Raw genomic sequence first — 18,355 nt, 5'->3', positions numbered from 1 at the left:
GTCAGCGACGGCGCAGCAGGGCGAGGAACATCGCGTCGGTGCCGTGCCGGTGCGGCCAGAACCGCGCGTACGGGCCCTCGCCCAGGCCCTCGGCGACCTCGGGGAGGTAGGCGCGGGCGTCCAGCGTCTCGACGTCGTCGCGGTCGCGCAGCACGTCGCCGACGACGGCGACGGTCTCGGCCAGGTGCGGCGAGCACGTCACGTACGCGACGACACCGCCGGGACGGACGGCCTCCAGCGCGGAGGTCAGCAGGCCGCGCTGGAGCGCGCTCAGCTCGGGCAGGCTCCGCGGGTCGCGGCGCCAGCGGGCCTCGGGGCGACGGCGCAGCGCGCCCAGGCCGGTGCAGGGGGCGTCCAGCATGACCCGGTCGAAGACCCCCGGCCGCCAGGCGGGCTCGGTGCCGTCCGCGGTGATGACCGCGGCCCGCCGGGTCGTCTGGCGTACCAGCCGGGCCCGGTGGTACTGCAGCTCGTTGGCGAGCAGGTTCGCCCCGCCGCCGAAGGTCACCGGCCCGTCAGTGCCCGTGCCGCCGTCCGCCCCCGGGGCCGTCGCCGGCAGGCCCGCCTCGTCGCCGTCGGACGCGAGGGCGTCGAGCAGGCCGGCCTTGCCGCCGGGCCCCGCGCACAGGTCGAGCCAGCGGGAGTCGGCGCCCCGCACCGGGACCCGGGTCAGGGCCAGCGCGACGAGCTGGCTGGCCTCGTCCTGCACGGCGGCACGGGACTCGGCCACCGCGAGGATCGCCCCGGGGTCGCCCTCGGGCAGGTAGGCGGCGTAGCGGGAGTACCGGGCGGGCTCGGCGCCCGCGTCGAGCAGCTCCCGGGTCGAGGAGCGGCCGGGGCGGGCGACCAGCGTCACCCGGGGACGCTCGTTGTCCGCGGCCAGCAGGGCGGCCGTCTCGTCGAAGCCGCCCCCCACGGCGTCGCGGAGCGCGTCCACGATCCACCGGGGATGGCTGTGGGCGACCGCCAGGTGGCCGACCGGGTCGTCGGCGGGATCGGGCGCCACGATCGGGATCCACTGCTCCAGCGAGCGGGTGGAGACCTTGCGCAGCACGGCGTTGGCGTACTTGGAGGCGCCGATGCCGACCCGCAGCCGGACCAGGTCGACGGTGGTGCCCACGGCGGCGTGCGGGGGGACGCGGGTCCGCAGGAGCTGGTGCACCCCCAGGCGGACGGCGTCGAGCAGCGGCGGGTCCACGTTCTCCGGGGTCCGGTCGCTGCAGGCGGCGATGATCTCGTCGTAGGTGCCCAGGCCGCGCAGGGTGCCGTAGGCCAGCTCGGTCGCCAGGCCGGCGTCGCGCCCGGACAGGCGGCGCTCGCGCAGCAGCGCGGGCATCAGCAGGTTCGCGTAGGCGTCCCGCTCGTCGACCGCGCGCATCAGGTCGTAGGCGGTGTTGCGCGCCTCGTCGCGGACCGGCCTGGGCGGCCTGGGACCCCTGCCGCCGCCCTTGCGGGCGCTCCCGCCCTGACCGCCCTGACCGCCCTGACCGCCGTGACCGCCGTGACCGCGCGGCGCGTTGCGGCCGTTGCCACCGTTACTCATGATCTTCAGGCCAGCCGATCCTCGTCGGTGAGCCGCACGCCGCGGGCCCACTCCCCCGCCCCCATCGGGCGCTTGCCCTGCGGCCGCACCTCGCCCAGCTCGACCGGGTAGGTCGCGGTGCCGACCAGGACGGAGTTCTTGGACGCCGCGATCCGGCCGGGGGCCAGGCCGGGGGCGTCGGGGGCCGGTCGTACCGGGCCGAGCTTGATCCTCAGGTCGCGGAACTCCGTCCACGCGCCCGGCGCGGGCGTGCAGGCCCGGACGAGGCGGTCGACCCGCATGGCGGGCGCCGACCAGTCGACCCTGGCGTCGTCCACGTTGATCTTCGGGGCGAGGCTCACCCCCTCGGCGGGCTGCGGCACGGCCTCCAGCTTGCCGTCCTCGATGCCGTCGAGGGTCGCCACCAGCAGCCCCGCGCCGGACCCGGCGAGCCTGGCCAGCAGCTCGCCGCTCGTGTCGGCGGGGCGGATCTCCTCGGTGACCACTCCGTAGACCGGGCCCGCGTCCAGCTCCTTGACGATCCGGAAGGTGGTCGCGCCGGTGATGGCGTCGCCGTGCAGGACGGCGTGCTGCACCGGCGCCGCGCCGCGCCAGGCGGGCAGCAGCGAGAAGTGCAGGTTGACCCAGCCGTGCGCGGGGATGTCCAGGGCGGACTGGGGCAGCAGCGCGCCGTAGGCGACCACCGGGCAGCAGTCGGGGGCGAGCTCGCGCAGCCGGTCCAGGAAGGCGGGGTCGCCCGCCTTGGGCGGCCTGAGCACCTCGATGCCCGCCTGTCCGGCGAGCTCTGCGACGGGACTCGGGTGCAGCGCGCGTCCCCTGCCCGACGGGGCGTCCGGACGGGTGACGACGGCGACGACGTCGTGCCGGGGCGAGTCGATCAGGGCCCGCAGCGCGGGCAGTGCGGTGTCCGGGGTTCCGGCGAAGACCAGGCGCAAGGTTCCTACAGAGCCTTCCCTTGGGTGGGGTGCGGGGAGAACTTGACAGCGGGGGCCGACAGGCCGCTCCAGGAGGCCTCGCGGATCGCCTTCATGGCGAGCTTGCGCTGTGCCACGTCCATCCGGTCGATGAACAGCACGCCGTCCAGGTGGTCGGTCTCGTGCTGGAAGCAGCGGGCCATCAGGTCGGTGCCCTCCAGGGTCACCGGCTCGCCGTGCATGTCGAAGCCGGTCGCCACGGCCCGGATCGCGCGGGGGGTGGGGAAGGACAGGCCCGGGAAGGACAGGCAGCCCTCCTCGCCCTCCTCGTCGCACTCGTCCGACAGGTCCAGGTCGGGGTTGATCAGGTGTCCGAGCCGGTCGTCCACGTAGTAGGTGAAGACCCTCAGCCCGACCCCGATCTGCGGTGCCGCGAGGCCGGCCCCGGGAGCGTCCATCATCGTGTCGGTGAGGTCCTTGACGAGCTTGCGCAGCTCCTTGTCGAAGTCCTTGACCGGCTCGGCCGGAGTGCGTAACACCGGGTCGCCGAAAAGGCGGATCGCCTGGATGGCCAACAGGGGTCTCCTCACGCTTCAGGGGATCACCCCAGTCTAAGGGCGCCGATCGCCCTGCCCGGGCCACCTCGCCGGGGTCAGCGGGAGCGGGCCTTCATGGCGGCCTTGCGGGCGGACTTGGCCACCGCCGCGTCGGTGTGCCGGGAGCCCAGCAGGTCCAGGACGGCGATCGTGTCGGGGTGGTCCACCAGGGCCATCTCCTCGACCACGCGCAGCAGGTCCTCGCCTGGTTCGAGCGCGTCGAACTCGCAGATCGCCTCGGAGGCGTCGCCGTTCTCCAGCAGCGAGGCGAGCGAGTCGACGGCGAGCCAGGTGTTGTCGGCGGGCGTGAGCGCGGGCGCGGGCAGGTCCCGGATGTGCAGCCAGGAGGCGGCGTAGCGCCACATGGCGGGCTCCGACAGCGCCTCCCTCAGGGGCGCCTCCGCCTCGGGGCCGAGCTCCTCCAGGATGGTGCCGACCGCGCCGCGCCGCCCGGCCGTGCCCGAGGCGGCGACCTTGACGAGCTCGCGGGCGGCGGCCTCGGGGTGGCGCGACTCCAGCCAGACGGTGACGGCGCTGGGGGCGGCGGCCCCCTTCATGATCGCCTCGACCAGCTCGGCCGCGCCGAGGTCGGCGAAGACCGCGGCCTCGGCGCTCGTCGGCGCGTCGTGGCCCTCGCGCATCAGGTCCTGGCGGACGGCCCACATGCCGAGCGGGGTCAGCCGGGGCCAGCCGGCCCGCGACGTCTCGACCAGCCCGCAGTAGGCCAGCAGCTCCAGCGCCGAGGCGAGCTGGGACGGGAGCGCCGCGGCCAGCCCCCGCATCTGGGCCGGCCGGGCCCCGCAGGCCACCTGGTGGGACTGCAGGATGCCCTTGACCAGGGTCGCGGCGGACAGGCCGTCGCGCACCGCGTACAGCGTGGCGAGCATCTCGGCCAGGTGGTCGTCGATCAGCTCGGAGCCGGTCAGGTCGTCGTCGGCACGGTCCAGGACGTCCATGACCACGCCGTCCCAGAACTCCAGCAGGGTGGTGGGCGGCAGGTCGGCCGAGAGCTCCAGCGGGCCGGGGACCACCCGGCCGCGGGCGATGCGGAGCATGCCGGTGTTGACCGCCACGACCCAGAGCAGGTGCAGCCGCGCCGGACCCGGCAGGCCGAGCGCCTCGCACGGCGCGAACGGGTCGGGCAGCAGGCCCTCGGGGGTCACCGCGCGGGCGCCGGTCCAGGCGGCCACCCGGCGGGCGTCGGCCACCAGCGGCACCCGGAGCACGGCCGCGGCGAGCTCGGCGTCCGGGGCGAGCTCGACCGGCGGGAAGCTCAGCGCGTCGCCGCGTGAGGCGCAGTCGCAGCGTGGCGCGGTGACGGACTCCTCCAGGACGGCCGCCCGCAGCTCGCGGGGCGCCGCTCCCAGCTCGTCGACCAGCCTGCGGAGCTCGCCGATGTCGAAGACGTTCCCACTGTTCCCGCTCTTTGCCACCCGTGAAACTTACTGCACTCGCGCCTCACGCATACACGGCTCAGCCGATGGCGCGGGAACGCGCCTTGAACGCCGCCTTGCGGGCCGCCTTGGCCGCGTCGCGGTCCCTCAGCGAGCGTCCCAGCAGCTCAAGGACGTCGACGACGTCGGGGTGGTCGACCCGCCACATCTCCTCGATCACCTGCGACGCCGGGCCCGAGGCCGACATGTTCTCGGCGAACGTCTCGGGGTCCTCCTCGGCCGCGGGCATCGCCAGGGCCAGTGTGTCCACGCTCATCCAGAGCGCCTCCTGCCGGCTCAGGGAGGGCGCGGACAGGCCGCGCGCGGTCAGCCAGTGGATGACGTGCGGGCGCAGCTCGGAGTCCTCCAGGAAGGCGCGTACGGCCTCCTCCGCCTCGGGGCCGAGGCGGTCGACGATCGTCACCGCGACGCCCCGGGCGGCGGCGGGGGCGCCGGAGACCGACCCCAGCAGCTCGGTGGCGGCCCGCGCCGGGTCCCTGTCCTCCAGCCAGCCGTCGATGTCGGCCTCGGCCGCCTCGGCGGGCATCCCCGACAGCAGCCCCTCGATGAGCTCGGGCGCGTCGGCGGCGGTCAGGTCGGCCGCCTCGGGCGCCTCGACGCCCAGGCCGGTGTAGAGCTCGCGCAGCCCCCACAGGGCCAGCGGGGTGAGCCGCAGGGTCTCGGCGGCGGTCTCGGCGGCGGGCTCGGCGATCCCGCAGTAGGCCAGCCGCCGCACGGCCTCGTCGACGTCGATCTCGCCCCCCTCGGCCAGGCCGATCTCCTCCAGGTAGTCCCTGACCAGGGGGACCGGCACGGGCGCCTGGAGGCGGTAGAGCATGTCGCACAGCCCGTAGAGCTCCTCGTCGAGCGAGACGTGGCCGGTCACCGCGCCGCCGGTGTCCCTGTCCACGACGAACTCGATCGTCGCGGCCCACACCTCGAGCGGGTCGAGGTCCTCGCCGTCGAAGATCGCGGTGCCCTCGACCTCGACCAGGCCGGTGTGCACCGCCAGGTCCCACAGCAGGGCCGGGTCGGCCACCGCGAGCTGGGTGCCCGCCTCGGCGGCGTCGCGGACCCGCAGGCGCCCCTTGACGGTCGGGGTGCGGCCCCCGGCGAGCATCCACTGCACCAGCCTGCGCGCGTCGGTCAGCAGCGGCACCCGCGGCGCGCTCGCGGCGAGCGTCTCGCGGGGCGCCAGGCGCACCGGCGGCAGGGGCGAGCAGCCGGGGCACTCGCAGTGCTCGACGGCGGGCTCCTCCTGCACCGCCGAGACCGACAGGACCGCGTCCTGCTCCAGGGAGTCGGCGCCCATCGCGCTGAAGAGGCTCTTGGCCATGCCGAACCGGGAGGTGTCGGCCAGGGCGATGGGCATCTCGGGCTCGATCCGGTCCAGCACGCCGCGCATCCGGACGGCCATCTTGCCGCCGATCTCCTCGGTCGCGAGCAGGAAGTCGACCAGGGTACGGGCGGCGGCGACCGTCTCGGCCGCGCTCTCCGGCGGGGCGATGACCTTGCGCGGGTAGATGTTGAGAAGCAGTTCCTCGAAGGCGACGGGCGTGAAGTCACCCAGCTCGTTCACGTCCAGATAGTCGCTGGCGTAGTCGCAGAGCAGGCGCACCTCGTCCGCGTCAACGTCGAGGCCGTGCGCACGCCCCCACGCGCGCAGGTCGTCTACGGCCCGATTCACCCATTCGATCGACACAGGGGAAAATTAACGGCTTACTGCCAGCACCGCGAATCGGGGAAACGCCTCAAATCACGTCCAGGGGGTCAATGCATACCTTGACCACCTCCGGAGCCTTGCGCGCGGAACGCACTCCCACGGCCCCTTTCAGTGCCGCCGCCAGCGCCGGGCCGAAGTCCGGCGCGATCCGCACCATGGCGCGTTCCCGCACCTGATCGCCCCTGGAGGAGGTCACGGGGACGGGCCCGAGCACCTGAGCCTCGGGGGGCAGGACGAGCTCTCCGAGCATTTCCCTCACCGCCCCGGGAGAGCCGGTGAGCGTCGCCATCTTCATCGCCGGGGGGAAACCGAGTTCTGTCCTGTCGGCCAGTTCCCGCTCGGCGTGGGTGACCGGGTCCCAGCGCAGCAGCGCCTGCACCGAGGGCAGCGAGGAGTCGGCCAGCACGACGAGCTCGGCCGAGGGCCGCAGCAGGGCCGCCGCGTTCATCCACCGCCGCAGCGTCTCCTCGGCGGCCCGCAGGTCGGGCCGGCCCAGCAGCGCCCAGCCGTCCAGCAGCACCGCCGCGGCGTACCCGCCCTGGGGCACCGGCTCGGCCCCGGGGGTGGCCACCACCAGGGCCCGGCCCGGGCCGACCCTGGCGAGCACGCCGTCCCTGCCCGACGTCCTCACCGGCACAGAGGGGAAGGCCCGTCCCAGCTCCTCGGCCGTGCGGCGGGCGCCGACCACCTGGGCCCGGACCCTGGCCCCGCCGCAGGAGGGGCAGCGCCAGTCGGCCGCGATCCGGCCGCACCAGCGGCAGTAGGGCGAGACGTGACCGGAGCGGAGCGCGAACGGGCCGCCGCAGTGCCCGCAGCGCGCGGGCGCCCGGCAGCTCTGGCAGGCCAGCGCGGGCAGGTACCCCCGCCGGGGGACCTGCACCAGCACCGGCCCGGTCTCCAGCCCGGCGCGCAGGGTCCGCCAGGCCAGGCTGGGCAGCCGGGCGGCCCTGGCCGCCTCGTCCCTGGCCAGCTCCCCGTCCTCCCCCGCCGGGCGCACCCGGGGCGCCCTGGCCCGGACGGTGGCGCGGGCCGCGACGACGGGACCGGCCCAGCCGGCCGCGATGAGCCGGGTGGCCTCCGCCGTGCGGGCGTGGCCCCCGATGAGCAGGCCGGCGCGCGCCTGGTGCGCGCGCAGCGCCAGGACCTCCCTGGCGTGCGGGTAGGGGGCCAGCCGCTCGGAGTGCAGGTCGTCGCCGTCGTCCCAGACGACCGCCAGCCCCAGGTCGGCGACCGGGGCGAACGCCGCTCCCCTGGTGCCCACGACGGCCTTCACCGTGCCCCTGAGCACCCGCAGCCACCGCCGGTAGCGCTCGGCGGGCCCGAGGTCGGCCGTCAGCGCCACGTGCGCGCCGGGTCCCAGGGCCACGCTCAGCGCCGCGTCGGCCAGGATCACGTCCTTGCCGTCGGGGAGGACCACCAGCGCCCCCCTGCCCCCTCGCAGGACCTCCCGTACGGCCACCGCGACCGCCTCCGGCCACGCCGGGCCGCTCTCGGTGGTCCCGGGCAGGGCGGTCCACACCGCCCGGGGCGAGTCCCCCCGGGCCAGCGCCGCCAGGAACGCCTCCCCCTCGCGGTAGTCCGCCCAGGGGCCGGGGCCGGGGCCGGTCCCGGGGCCGGTCTCGGCGTCGGCTCCGGGGTCGGTCGCGGGACCGGCCCCCGGGTGGGCCCCCGAACCGGACCCGGGAGCGGGAGCGGGCTCCGGCGCGGATTTCTCGGCGTCGCGCGGTCCGGGCGTGTCGCGATCTTCGGCCTCGACCCGGGCGTGCCGGGGCGGTACGGCCAGGCGCAGCACGTCGGCCATGGTCCCGGCGTAGCGGTCGGCCACCGCGCGGGCCAGCGCGACGATCTCCGGGGTGAGCACCGGCTCGGCCGAGACGACCCGCTCCAGGCGGGCCAGCCTGCCCTGGTGCTCGGTGCTCTCCGCCCGTTCCAGCAGGAAACCGTCGACCAGCTTCCCGGCGAACCGGACGCGGACCCGGCAGCCCGGCACCGCGGAGGCGTCCAGCGGCTCCGGCACCAGGTAGTCGAACGGCCGGTCCAGGTGCGGCAGCGGCGTGTCGACGAGGACCCGCGCGACCGGCGCGACCGCGGCCAGCTCCGGCACGCCCCTGGCCGCCCGGGCCGCGTCGAGCTCCGCGAGCTCGGTGACCCCCGTGCGCACCGCGGGCGCCGGGAGTGCCGCGAGCGCCCTCGACCGCACCGACGGCACCGACGGCACGCGCTCGCGTACGGCGTCGAGGGGCAGCAACGCGCCGTCGTCCGCTGCCGGGCCGGTGTAGGTCACCGAGCGCCTACAGGTCCTTCGGGGTGGAGCACCTACGGGTCCTTCGGGGTGGAGGGGAACGCGGGACGATCCCGAATCCTAGTCTCCGGCCGCGCCGGTCAGGTCACGTCTCGCGCCCCGCCGTCACCGCCGGGTGGCGGGGGCCGGGGATACCCCGGCCGCCGAGTCCGGACGTGTTGACAAAGCGGATCGGCGTTAACACCATTCAACTACTCATTTAGTGAAAAGGTGCGTCGTGTGATCGAGTTCCATCTGGACCGCGGGTCGGGGGTGTCGACGTACCTCCAGCTCGTCCACCAGGTCAGGCAGGCCCTCCGCCTGGGCGCGCTGCGGCCCGGCGACCGGCTGCCCACCGCGCGGGAGGTCGTCGAGGCTCTGGCGATCAACCCCAACACCGTGCTCAAGGCCTACCGCGAGCTGGAGCGCGAGGGCCTGGTGACGGGCAGGCCGGGGCTGGGCACCTTCGTCCAGCGCTCGATCGGCGGCGCCCGGCTGGCCGGCCACACCGCCCTGCGCCGGGACCTGGAGGAATGGGTCCGGCGGGCGCACGCGGCCGGCCTCGACCGCGACGACGTGGAGGCGCTGTTCTCCATGGCCGTCGCCGGCCGGTTCCGGGAGGGCATCGCGTGAACGTCGCACTGCGGACGACCGGCCTGGGGGTGCGCTACCGCCGCACCTGGGCGCTGCGCGACTGCTCGCTGGCCGTCCCGTCCGGCCGGGTCGCCGCCCTGGTGGGCCCCAACGGGGCGGGCAAGACCACGCTGCTGCACGCGATCGTCGGGCTGCTGACCCCGGACGCCGGGACGATCGACGTCGCGGGCCAGACGGCCTTCATGTCCCAGGACAAGCCGCTGTACGACTCCTTCACGGTCGCCGAGACGCTCACCTTCGGACGGAGGCTGAACCCCACCTGGGACGAGGACTACGCCGCCACCCGCCTGGACGGGCTGGGCATCCCGCCGGACCGCAGGGTCGCCAGGCTCTCGGGCGGGCAGCAGGCCCAGATCGCGCTCACCCTCGCGCTGGCCCGGCGTCCCGGCCTGCTGATCCTGGACGAGCCGCTGGCCAACCTCGACCCCCTGGCCCGGCACGACGTCATGCGCGCCCTCATGGCCGCGGTCGCCGAGGCCCCCGAGGCCGCCGGGCGGCCGCTGACGGTCCTGCTCTCCTCCCACGTCGTCGCCGACCTGCGCGACACCTGCGACTGGCTCGTCGTGATCAACGACGGCCGGGTGCAGGTCAGCGGCGACATCGACGACCTGCTCGCCGGGCACCTGGTGCTGACCGGACCGGCCGAGCTCGCCGGCACCCCGCCGGCCGGGAGCCGGGTGGTCGAGGCGAGCCGCACCGGCAGGCGGGCCCGGCTGCTGGTGCGGGGCGCGCCCCCGCTCGACCCGCGCTGGAGCGCCCGTCCCGCGGACCTGGAGGAGCTGGTGATGGCCTACCTGCGCAGTCCCGGCGCGGCCGCGCTCCCCGCCCCGGCGGGGGTGAGGGCGTGATCTGGCTGACCTGGCGCCAGCACCGGGCGCAGATCGTCGTCACCGGCGGGCTGCTCGCCGCGCTCGGCCTGCTCCTGCTGGGTTCGGCGCTGGAGGCCAGGGCCTACATCTCCGGGCACGCGCCACCCGGCTGCCCCGGGACGGCCCCCTCCTGCTGGGACCTGGCCAGGGCCCTCGGCGACCGCCACGACGCGATCTACACGATCTTCGGCTGGCTGCCGATCGTCGCCCCCGCGCTGGTCGGCGCGTTCTGGGGCGCGCCGCTGCTGGGCCGCGAGTACGAGCGCGGCACCTACAGGCTGGCCTGGACCCAGTCGGTCTCCCTGCGCCGCTGGCTGGCCGTCAAGCTCACCGTGCCCGCCGCCCTGCTGGTCGTCGCCGGACTGCTGATGTCGGCGATGATCAGCCTGTGGCGACCTGTCTTCCGGCAGGACGTGTTCGGCAACATCGGCGTCTTCAACATGGTGGGCGTCGCCCCGGCGGCGTGGTGGCTGTACGCCTTCATGCTGGGCGCGGCGGCCGGAGCGCTGCTGCGGCGCACGCTGCCGGCGATGGCGGTGGTCGTGGCCCTGGTCTCCGCGACGACGTTCACCCTGTTCGGCCTGAGCGAGCACTACGCCGAACCGGTGCGGACGGTGCTGGCGGACACCACCGTTCTCCCGGACCCCGACGCGCGGCTGGTGAGGGGCGCCTGGATCGATCCCTCCGGGAGGGAGGCGGTGGTTCCGCCCGCGGGGGTGTGTCCCCGCCCGCCGGACGCCGGGCGGAGCAACCGGAACCAGGAGGCCCACGAACGATGCCTGTTCGGCATGGGCTACCGCTACGCGGTCTACCACCATCCGCCGTCGCGGTTCTGGCGCTTCCAGTGGACCGAGGCCGCCCTCCTGACCGCGGGCTCCCTGGTCCTGGCCGGCGTGACCGTCCACCGCACGCTCCGGCGCAAGGGATGAGGCTCTGCCGAGCCCCCCGCCCCGAGGGGACTCTCCCCCCGCGCACCTCGACGTGAGGGGTGAGGCTCCCCCGCGCACCTCGACGTGAAGGGTGAGACTCCCCCGCGCACCTCGACGTGAGGGGTGCGCCTCCCCGGTCACCCCCGCGAGGCCCCGCGACGTCCGGGCGCGAGGCCTCGCCCGCGGGCTCCGGCGTGAAGGATCGACTCGCCGTCACCCTCCGTCACGCTCCGGCACAGGGGAAAGCCTCCCGCTCCATTAATAAATGAACGTTCTTTTACAAACTCCTCCCGGCACGGTAGCCTTCCCGGGAAGCCGTTCCTGAACAGCCGTTCAGGAACGGCGGGGGCGGGAGCACCGGAGGAGGGCCATGGCACGTCCGCGTACCACCAGCGACGAGGCGATCCTGCGAGCCGCGGGGCGGGCGATCGGCGGTCACGGGCCGGCGGGCCTGACCCTGGCCGCCGTCGCGACCGAGGCGGGGCTGTCCCCGGCCGCGCTCGTCCAGCGGTTCGGGTCCAAGCGCGGCCTCCTGCTGGCCTTCGCCGAATGGTCCGCCTCCGGCACGGGAGAGGTCTTCGGACGGGCGAGGCGGCGGCACGACTCTCCCCTGACGGCCCTGTACGAGGCCCTGACCGAGCTGGCCTCGACCATGGGGACACCCGAGGAGGCGGCCAACGCCCTGGCCTTCCTGCAGCTCGACCTGACCGATCCGGAGTTCCGCGAGCACGCCGTCACGCAGGCCCGCCGGATGCGGGAGGAGATCACCGGACTGCTCGCCGAGGCCGTCGTCACCGGCGAGCTGACCGGGAACGCCGATCCCGTACGGCTGGCCCGCGCGGTCCAGGTCGCCTACAACGGCACGCTCATCCTGTGGGCCCTGACCGGCGAGGGCGATCTCCCCCGCGTCCTGCGCGCCGACATCGACCACCTGCTGCGGGTCCACCGACCCGATGTCCCCGACGCCCCCGACCACAACGACGACACACCGAGGAGACCCACCGCATGACGTCCCGACCGCCGTTCACCGTCTCGGTGTTCATCGGCACCAGCCTGGACGGGTTCATCGCCCGTCCCGACGGCGACATCGGCTGGCTCACCAGCCGGGGAGAACAGGCCGGCGACATGGGCTATCAGGAGTTCATCGCCGGGATCGACACCATCGTGATGGGCCGCGCCACCTACGAGACGGCCCTCTCCTTCGGCGCCGGGCACTGGCCGTACGACGGCATGCACGTGGCGGTCCTGAGCACCCGCCTGGGCGCCGACGCCGACCCCCGCGTCACGGTCCATCGCGACCTCGACGGACTGGTGCGGGCCCTGACCGAAAGGGGCACCAAGAGCGTCTACGCCGACGGCGGCCAGGTCATCCAATCGTTCCTGCGCGCCGGGCTGGTGAACGAGCTGACCATCACCACGGCCCCCGTGCTCCTGGGAAGCGGCCTGCGCCTCTTCGGCCCCCTGGAGGCGGACATCGCGCTCGTCCACCGCTCGACCACGGTCCCCGGCGCCGGTTTCGTCCAGACGACCTACACCGTGGAGAACGGGGGTCAGGGCACCTGATCCAAAGGGTGGCGGCCTGATCGGGAAAGCGTCCCGAGCGATCGAATGCGTATTCTCCTGCGATCGGAGTTCCTACAGTGGGAGGTGCGGACCACCTGCCGGGAGGACTCCCTGTGACAGCGACATCCCCGACCCCAGCGGGAAGCGGGCCACATCCGGATGATTTCTCCGGAATCGCCCCGGAGGCGATGGAGAGTTTCATCGCCTCGATGGAGCAGGCGCGCAGGGTGCTGGGCGAGCAGATTCCCGCGATCTCCCGGGCGCTGTCCTCGGTGGACGTCGACCGTTCCGGGATCACGCGGCTCAGGGAGACCGAGAACTGGCTGGAGCGGGAGATCCCACGGCTGCGCGGGCGCAACGAGATGATCCGGGCGGCCGAGCTGGCGGCCCGCTGGGACATCGGCGCGGACGGGCCGGGCTCCTGGGGCGTGCCGCCACCCGGCGGCGGGCTCGTGTCCTTCGACGAGAAGCGCTTCGCGACGTACAGCACCGCCAGGGCCGAGGGAGGGAAGCTGGCGCAGACCTTTCTCGGCCTGTCGCACACGACCACGCGCTTCGGCGAGGACGACTACGGCCGGGTCTTCGACGAGCTCACCGAGCGACGGGACGACGCCGCCTTCACCTCCGCGTTCTTCTCCGTCGTCGGCCCGAAGAACACCGTGCGCGTCCTTCGCGAGCTGGACCGTCGTGACGTCGCGTCCCTCAGGGAGAACGCGAAGACCCTGGGGACGGCCCTCGCGGGCGCGGTGAGCGGGCAGCCGGGGGTCCTCGGCACTGCCTGGGAGCCCGAGAGCCTCCGGAAGATTCCCGCGGACGATCTGGGCCTGCTGCTGGGGCACGGCAGGTTCCCGACCGGCTGGCTCGCCGCGGTCGTCGGCCCCCGGGTCGGGACGTCCTCCGGGAACGGCGGCTCGAAAGGGGGGAGTTCGAAGACCGAGGACTCGCAGGGCGGCGCGGCCGATCTGAAGCACCTTCTCCCCGCCCTGGCCAACAACCCCGAAACGGCCAGGACGCTGTTCAACGACATGCGGCCCGCGGATCTGCGCACGCTGTTCTCCGAGCTCAACGCGCGGGTCTCGCTCTACCCGAACGACCATTCCGGGATCGCGTTCGATCTGGAGGCGGAGTTCGGCCGGATGCTCGCCGCCGGAGCCGGGGTCTTCGAGAAGCGCTCCCCCGGCCCCGAGGCGGTGAGGTTCGCCTTCAACGTCATGACGACCATGGGAGACCTGCGGACGCGTGGCGATTTCCGCCGTCCGGAGGGAGAGCCGATGGAGGTGGCGCCGGGGGCGAGGATCTTCATGTCGATGCTCGCGGGCGCCTACGCCGCCGAGATCACCGAGGGCGCCAACGCCGGGGACGCCAACCGCACCCGGGACAGCGCCCTGGAGAAGACCACCTCCCTCACCGCCGGACTGCATCCGAAGTTCCGCCTCAGCCCGGGCGACACCTACCGCTTCCTCAAGATCTTCGCCCACTCCACCGGGCACATGAAACCGTTCGACGCGGGAATGGGCAGGCTGGCCGTGCACCTCATGAACGAGGCCGGCGCCAAGGACCGCGGGGCGGGCATCAAGCACCTGGGAAACACCTTCGCGAGCCTGGGATACGTGTCCGGCATGCAGCTCGCCGCGGCGAACGAGGTCCAGGGAAAGATGGACGAGTTCGACCAGGAGCAGAAGGACAGGCTCTTCTTCCTGCTCGGCCTGGGAGTCGACCTCGCGGGCCTCGGAGCCACGGGACTGGGCCTGGTGGTGACCTCGTTCGACGACATGGTCTGGCTGATGCTCAGCAAACCCGTGAGCGAGACCATCGACTCGTACAAGGACATCGACACGACCCGCCTGGACAGGCTCAAGGAGCGCGACAGGCTGGCCACCCTCGGGCGCGAGTACTGGATCTTCCATCAGCTTGAACGCCACGGGTTCTCCTACACGGTGCCCCCGGACGACCCGGCGTTCAACCGACCTCCCATCACCGGGAAGGACGGGAACATCCTTCCCTTCAAGGACCTCGCCAAGAACCCGAAGGCGCTGAAGAACCTTGCGGACTGGTTGATCCGTAACGGCTCCGGCAGCGGGGACGACAGCACGGTCGGAGAAGCCGCCACCAAACTCAACAACGCCTTCGGCGGGGCCAAGAACAACACGCAGACGAACCCCACGCCCTTCGGATAGTTCACAGATCGCTCCGCAGGCATCCTGTTTCGCCCCGGATCTCGAAGTGCTTCTTCCGCGACGAGTCGACGACTATCTTGACCCGGGACTCCCCCTTGATCGACTCGTTGCTCGGTGTCTTCCAGTCGACGGAGACAACCTTGTACCCTCGCTGTCCCAGCCCGCCGGTCAGGACGTTGAACACGTTGACCGGTCCGTCGATGCTGGACGCGTCCATCCCGGTGACCGAGTATGTCCGTTTCGCTTTTCCCTCCCCGCAGGGAATGTCCTTTCCACCGCCGTCGGTCACGCGAAGGTTCTCCGGACGCATCTGCTTCATGAGCCCGTCGATGTCGGCCTTCAGGCTCACCTCCGCCTGAGCCGCCGTGGGGCCGGGTGGGGCCGAGGAGCACGCCCCCAGAATCAGTGTCCCCGTGGCAACGAGCACGACCGAACCGATACGCGTGGAAACAGGACGTGCCATAGATTTCCTCCTTCATATCGGCCCGCTTCGTCTACGTTCCATGATGTCCGACAGCCACGTTGTTTTCAGAAAGAGCCTTGGGTCAGGTCAGACCGGGATGGCTGATGAGCGCAACCGTTCGTCCAGTTCCCGGACGTGTCTGCTCTGCTCCCACGGCTGAAGCCGCCCGCGCACCTGCCGGACAGATTCGATGAGCCTCGCGGAGCTGTGACGCGCGGCGATGTGCACGGCCTCGTCGACGGCCGCGACGGCCGCCGGGATCTCGCGTTTCTGGATCAACGCGGTCGCGTACTCCAGTTGCAGGATGCCTCGCTCGCGGACGGAGTCGGACCTCATCCGGGCGAGCCGCTGTTCCGCTTCGGCGATTGCCCGGTCGGCCTGCTTGAGCTCGAGGAGACAGAACACCCCGTAGGAGGCGACACGGTCCTGGTCGAGCCAGAACAGGTGACGCGGGTTCGGCTCGCTCACCCTGACGCCCGCCAGGTCCGTGGCGCGATCGAGGAGCCGCAGGCCCCCGTGGTCGCGTCTGGTGCTGGAGACGACCCGGGCGACCTGGATCGCGGTCGCCGCCTGTTGCAGGGGGTTGCCGCTCTCTCTGGCCCAGCCTTCGGCGGCGAAGACGTGGTCCATGGCCACCGTGGGTTTCTTCTCGTACAGCGCCATGTAGGCCAGCAACCCGTGCAGGTGGGCGAGGAGGGCGGGAGCACGCAGCTCGTGGGCCGCCGCCAGCCCCTCGTCGTACCGCTGGGCCGCCCCCGGATAGTCCCCCAGGTCGAAGCGGCTCCAGCCCGTCATGTGGCTCAGGCTCCAGTAGACCCGGAGCAGGCGTTCGCGCGCGGCTCCGGTGAGGGAACCCCGCCTGAGGAGGTCGTCGACCAGGGCGCGCTTGGCCTCGGCGACCGGCAGGACCCGCCGGGGGCCCGACGCCTCGTCCATGGCCCACAGACGGTCGGTGAGCCGTTCCAGGACGTCGATGGTGGCCGCGTCGACCGGGACCCGGTGCCGGGCGGCGGCGGCCAGGCGCTCCCGTTCCGGCGGGGTGAGGTGGCGCAGCAGACCCAGCGAAGGCGTCCCGCCCAGGATCAGGGCCAGTTCGAAGAGCAGCTCGCGGCGTTTCACGTCGGCCTCCTCTGCGCCGACCGCGCGCAGCAGGTCGGCGCAGCGAGAAGGCGCGGGGACGGGTAGGGGAAGTGCCTCCGTCCCCTTGGTGCCCGGGACGGCCGGGGCGGACACCTGCCGGCGGTGGTGCGGGTCGAGGTGGCGGTGGTCCTCGCGGTCGAGCAGGTCGCGGTCGCGTACCCCGTAGGAGGCGTAGACCTCGCCGGTGACCAGGCGGCGGGCGGTGGTCCGGTAGACGCGGGCGAGGATGGCGACCGCCCCGGCGCCGGGGCGCCGCCCGGCCCGCGGCCAGGACTCGTAGTCGTACAGGCGCGCGGTCCGCAGGCAGGCGGTGCCCGCCGGGTCGAGGTCGTTGCAGGCGGCCACCACGTCGCTCGCGGTGCGGCCGTGGGCGTAGCGGTACAGGCGCAGCGGGCTGACCTCGTGGTCGAGGGCGAACACGTCGGCGATCTGGTCGAACGTCAGGGAGCAGGCCCGCAGCGCCTCGCTGCGCCGCCTGCACCCCAGCAGGATCCGGTATCCCTCCGCGGGCATCCGCGCCCCCCTCCTCGGACATCACGGATCGTACGACGACGGCCACGGAGAATGACGGCCCGATGCGCGAATGGGGTTCATCAGCCGCCCCGAGGCGCGTTCTCCCAGGTGGGAGGGCATGGCGGCGGGGTGGTTCACCGGTCGCCGGCCGGGGTTACCGCGCGGCCGGGGCGGGCCGGCGTGGGGCCGACGACGTTCCCCCGCCCAGGAGACCGGCAGAGAGCCGATGACCGCGGCCCACGAAGGTGTGGCTCCGGAGTCGATCGACGCGATGGTACGGCTCCGCCCCGGAGACATGACCTGGCGGCGCACCTTTCCCGGCCGTCCCGACCAGGTGCCCGAGGCCCGGCGTTTCGTCCGCTTCCTGCTGGCCGACTCCCCAGGTCTCCCGGGGGCCGCGGCCGGGCGCGGCCCCGCCCCGGGGGCACGCGCCGCGCCGGTCAGGACGCGATGGTTACGGCGACCTCCACGGTGAAGTCGTTCTCGTCCTGGCCGACGACATGCTGGCGGATCTCCGTGTCGCGCAGCTCGAGGCCCAGCTCGGCGATGCCCTCGCACAGCCCGATGACGGCCGGGTGCGCCGCGCCCTGCGGCACGGCGGCGTTCCCGGCCGACCGCCACGAGGCCACCAGCTCGGTGCGCGCGGGCAGTTCCCCGGTGACGGTGTCCTCACCGCCCCAGCCCGCAGGCACCGGCTCCGACGTGGGCCAGCAGCACAGCACGCGCACCGTCTCGGGCCCGGGCCCCGCCTGGAGCGTCGTCCAGAACGGCCCCGCCGGGCCCAGGCCGTCGCGTCGCAGCGCCACGAACAGCTCGCGGAACATCTCGTTCCCCAGCTCGTCGGCGCCGTCGGCGCCGTCGGCGACGTCGACCAGCAGGACCCGCGCGGCGTACGGCTGCGCCGCGGCCCGCCTCTTCGTCACCTCCACCGGGGTGGCGTAGGCGGCGACGGCCAGCTCGGCCGCGGTGTGCGCGGCGTCCTCCTCCGCCCGCCGCGACAGCACGTCCTCGCGGTGGCGGGCGAGCATGCCCGCGACGTCCCCCTCGCGCAGGGTCTCCGCGATCCGGGGAAGGGGGACACCCGCGTCGCGGAGGACCCGGACGGTCGCCCCGGCACGCACCTGCGATTCGGAGTAGCGCCGGTAGCGCGACTCACCGTCGACGTCGGCCGGGACGAGGACACCCTTCTCGTCGTAGTGGTGCAGCGCCTTCACGCTCAGGCCGGTCAGGTTCGCGAATTCACCGATGCTCAACATGGATCCAGCATCGGCCCTCCGGCTACAGGAGGGTCAAACTCCGTGTCCCCGCGGGCCCGGCCGGACCCGTGACCTGCCCGGAGACCTCCCCGGGACGTGCGACGGCCCCCGTGAGAGCTCTCACGGGGGCCGTCGTCGAGCGCGGGCCGTCATCGGGCTGGACCCGTCATCGGCTGGGCCGTCGCCGGGCACGGGCGGAGCCGGCTCCGCCCGGCCCCCAGCCGGGGGGCTGGGGCGGGCGGGGGGTCGTCTGGTCGGGCGATCTCACCGCTGTAGAGACGTCACACGAACAATAAAAGGG

The 18,355-nt window shown here is 73.6% G+C and carries 15 protein-coding genes; 6 read left to right on the top strand and 9 right to left on the bottom strand.

Annotated features, from left to right (window positions below):
- Position 1: 1 nt before the first annotated feature.
- The 6 genes from AB0G16_RS18745 to AB0G16_RS18720 all read right to left on the bottom strand — a co-directional run bounded on the left by AB0G16_RS18745 (position 2) and on the right by AB0G16_RS18720 (position 8,493).
- Complete coding sequence (locus AB0G16_RS18745) at positions 2-1,543, bottom strand: transcription antitermination factor NusB (protein WP_362806138.1); 1,542 nt, start codon at positions 1,541-1,543, stop codon at positions 2-4.
- Positions 1,544-1,548: 5 nt separating this feature from the next.
- Positions 1,549-2,478 (bottom strand): methionyl-tRNA formyltransferase, encoded by a 930-nt coding sequence (gene fmt / locus AB0G16_RS18740; protein WP_362806136.1) that lies wholly within the window; start codon positions 2,476-2,478, stop codon positions 1,549-1,551.
- A 5-nt stretch (positions 2,479-2,483) separates the two neighbouring features.
- Complete coding sequence (gene def / locus AB0G16_RS18735) at positions 2,484-3,032, bottom strand: peptide deformylase (RefSeq protein WP_362806134.1); 549 nt, start codon at positions 3,030-3,032, stop codon at positions 2,484-2,486.
- 77 nt (positions 3,033-3,109) lie between these two features.
- A complete protein-coding gene (locus tag AB0G16_RS18730; protein WP_362806132.1) occupies positions 3,110-4,486 on the bottom strand; it encodes a hypothetical protein in 1,377 nt (458 codons plus the stop codon).
- A gap of 40 nt (positions 4,487-4,526) precedes the next feature.
- Entirely contained in the window at positions 4,527-6,188 is a 1,662-nt protein-coding gene (locus AB0G16_RS18725; RefSeq protein ID WP_362806130.1) for a hypothetical protein, read from the bottom strand.
- A gap of 49 nt (positions 6,189-6,237) precedes the next feature.
- Positions 6,238-8,493, bottom strand: a complete 2,256-nt coding sequence (locus AB0G16_RS18720; protein ID WP_362806128.1) for a primosomal protein N' — start codon at positions 8,491-8,493, stop codon at positions 6,238-6,240.
- Positions 8,494-8,730: 237 nt separating this feature from the next.
- Here AB0G16_RS18720 and AB0G16_RS18715 point away from each other — a divergent pair, with 237 nt between their 5' ends.
- The 6 genes from AB0G16_RS18715 to AB0G16_RS18690 all read left to right on the top strand — a co-directional run bounded on the left by AB0G16_RS18715 (position 8,731) and on the right by AB0G16_RS18690 (position 14,682).
- A complete protein-coding gene (locus tag AB0G16_RS18715) occupies positions 8,731-9,123 on the top strand; it encodes a GntR family transcriptional regulator (protein ID WP_362806126.1) in 393 nt (130 codons plus the stop codon).
- On the top strand, positions 9,120-9,992 hold the full coding sequence (locus AB0G16_RS18710) for an ABC transporter ATP-binding protein (protein ID WP_362806124.1): 873 nt from the start codon (positions 9,120-9,122) through the stop codon (positions 9,990-9,992). The genes AB0G16_RS18715 and AB0G16_RS18710 overlap by 4 nt, the downstream gene beginning before the upstream one ends.
- Entirely contained in the window at positions 9,989-10,942 is a 954-nt protein-coding gene (locus AB0G16_RS18705) for a hypothetical protein (RefSeq protein ID WP_362806122.1), read from the top strand. The genes AB0G16_RS18710 and AB0G16_RS18705 overlap by 4 nt, the downstream gene beginning before the upstream one ends.
- A 370-nt stretch (positions 10,943-11,312) precedes the next feature.
- Positions 11,313-11,951, top strand: coding sequence for a TetR/AcrR family transcriptional regulator (locus AB0G16_RS18700; RefSeq protein ID WP_362806120.1), 639 nt, complete (start codon positions 11,313-11,315; stop codon positions 11,949-11,951).
- Positions 11,948-12,505: a dihydrofolate reductase family protein gene (locus AB0G16_RS18695; protein WP_362806118.1), complete on the top strand. Its 558-nt coding sequence runs from the start codon at positions 11,948-11,950 to the stop codon at positions 12,503-12,505. The genes AB0G16_RS18700 and AB0G16_RS18695 overlap by 4 nt, the downstream gene beginning before the upstream one ends.
- Before the next feature lie 188 nt (positions 12,506-12,693).
- Positions 12,694-14,682 carry a hypothetical protein gene (locus tag AB0G16_RS18690; RefSeq protein WP_362806116.1) on the top strand — a complete coding sequence of 663 codons (1,989 nt, stop codon included), beginning with the start codon at positions 12,694-12,696 and terminating at the stop codon, positions 14,680-14,682.
- Between the two features lies 1 nt (position 14,683).
- Here AB0G16_RS18690 and AB0G16_RS18685 read toward each other — a convergent pair whose 3' ends face one another.
- The 3 genes from AB0G16_RS18685 to AB0G16_RS18675 form a co-directional block, all read right to left on the bottom strand.
- On the bottom strand, positions 14,684-15,145 hold the full coding sequence (locus AB0G16_RS18685; protein ID WP_362806114.1) for a hypothetical protein: 462 nt from the start codon (positions 15,143-15,145) through the stop codon (positions 14,684-14,686).
- A gap of 87 nt (positions 15,146-15,232) precedes the next feature.
- Positions 15,233-16,798, bottom strand: coding sequence for a hypothetical protein (locus tag AB0G16_RS18680; RefSeq protein WP_362806112.1), 1,566 nt, complete (start codon positions 16,796-16,798; stop codon positions 15,233-15,235).
- A gap of 440 nt (positions 16,799-17,238) precedes the next feature.
- Positions 17,239-18,054 (bottom strand): MerR family transcriptional regulator, encoded by an 816-nt coding sequence (locus AB0G16_RS18675; RefSeq protein ID WP_362806110.1) that lies wholly within the window; start codon positions 18,052-18,054, stop codon positions 17,239-17,241.
- Between the last annotated feature and the right edge of the window lie 301 nt (positions 18,055-18,355).

The organism is Streptosporangium sp. NPDC023615, from assembly GCF_040640155.1.
Lineage (GTDB): Bacteria > Actinomycetota > Actinomycetes > Streptosporangiales > Streptosporangiaceae > Streptosporangium.
This window is presented reverse-complemented; position numbering and strand designations above follow the sequence as displayed.

Bases quoted from the DNA above. Each gene is read 5' to 3' on its own strand.
- AB0G16_RS18745 (WP_362806138.1), bottom strand. From the start codon at position 1,543: ATGAGTAACGGTGGCAACGGCCGCAACGCGCCGCGCGGTCACGGCGGT.
- AB0G16_RS18700 (WP_362806120.1), top strand. From the start codon at position 11,313: ATGGCACGTCCGCGTACCACCAGCGACGAGGCGATCCTGCGAGCCGCG.
- AB0G16_RS18695 (WP_362806118.1), top strand. From the start codon at position 11,948: ATGACGTCCCGACCGCCGTTCACCGTCTCGGTGTTCATCGGCACCAGC.
- AB0G16_RS18690 (WP_362806116.1), top strand. From the start codon at position 12,694: ATGGAGAGTTTCATCGCCTCGATGGAGCAGGCGCGCAGGGTGCTGGGC.
- AB0G16_RS18685 (WP_362806114.1), bottom strand. From the start codon at position 15,145: ATGGCACGTCCTGTTTCCACGCGTATCGGTTCGGTCGTGCTCGTTGCC.
- AB0G16_RS18680 (WP_362806112.1), bottom strand. From the start codon at position 16,798: ATGCCCGCGGAGGGATACCGGATCCTGCTGGGGTGCAGGCGGCGCAGC.
- AB0G16_RS18675 (WP_362806110.1), bottom strand. From the start codon at position 18,054: ATGTTGAGCATCGGTGAATTCGCGAACCTGACCGGCCTGAGCGTGAAG.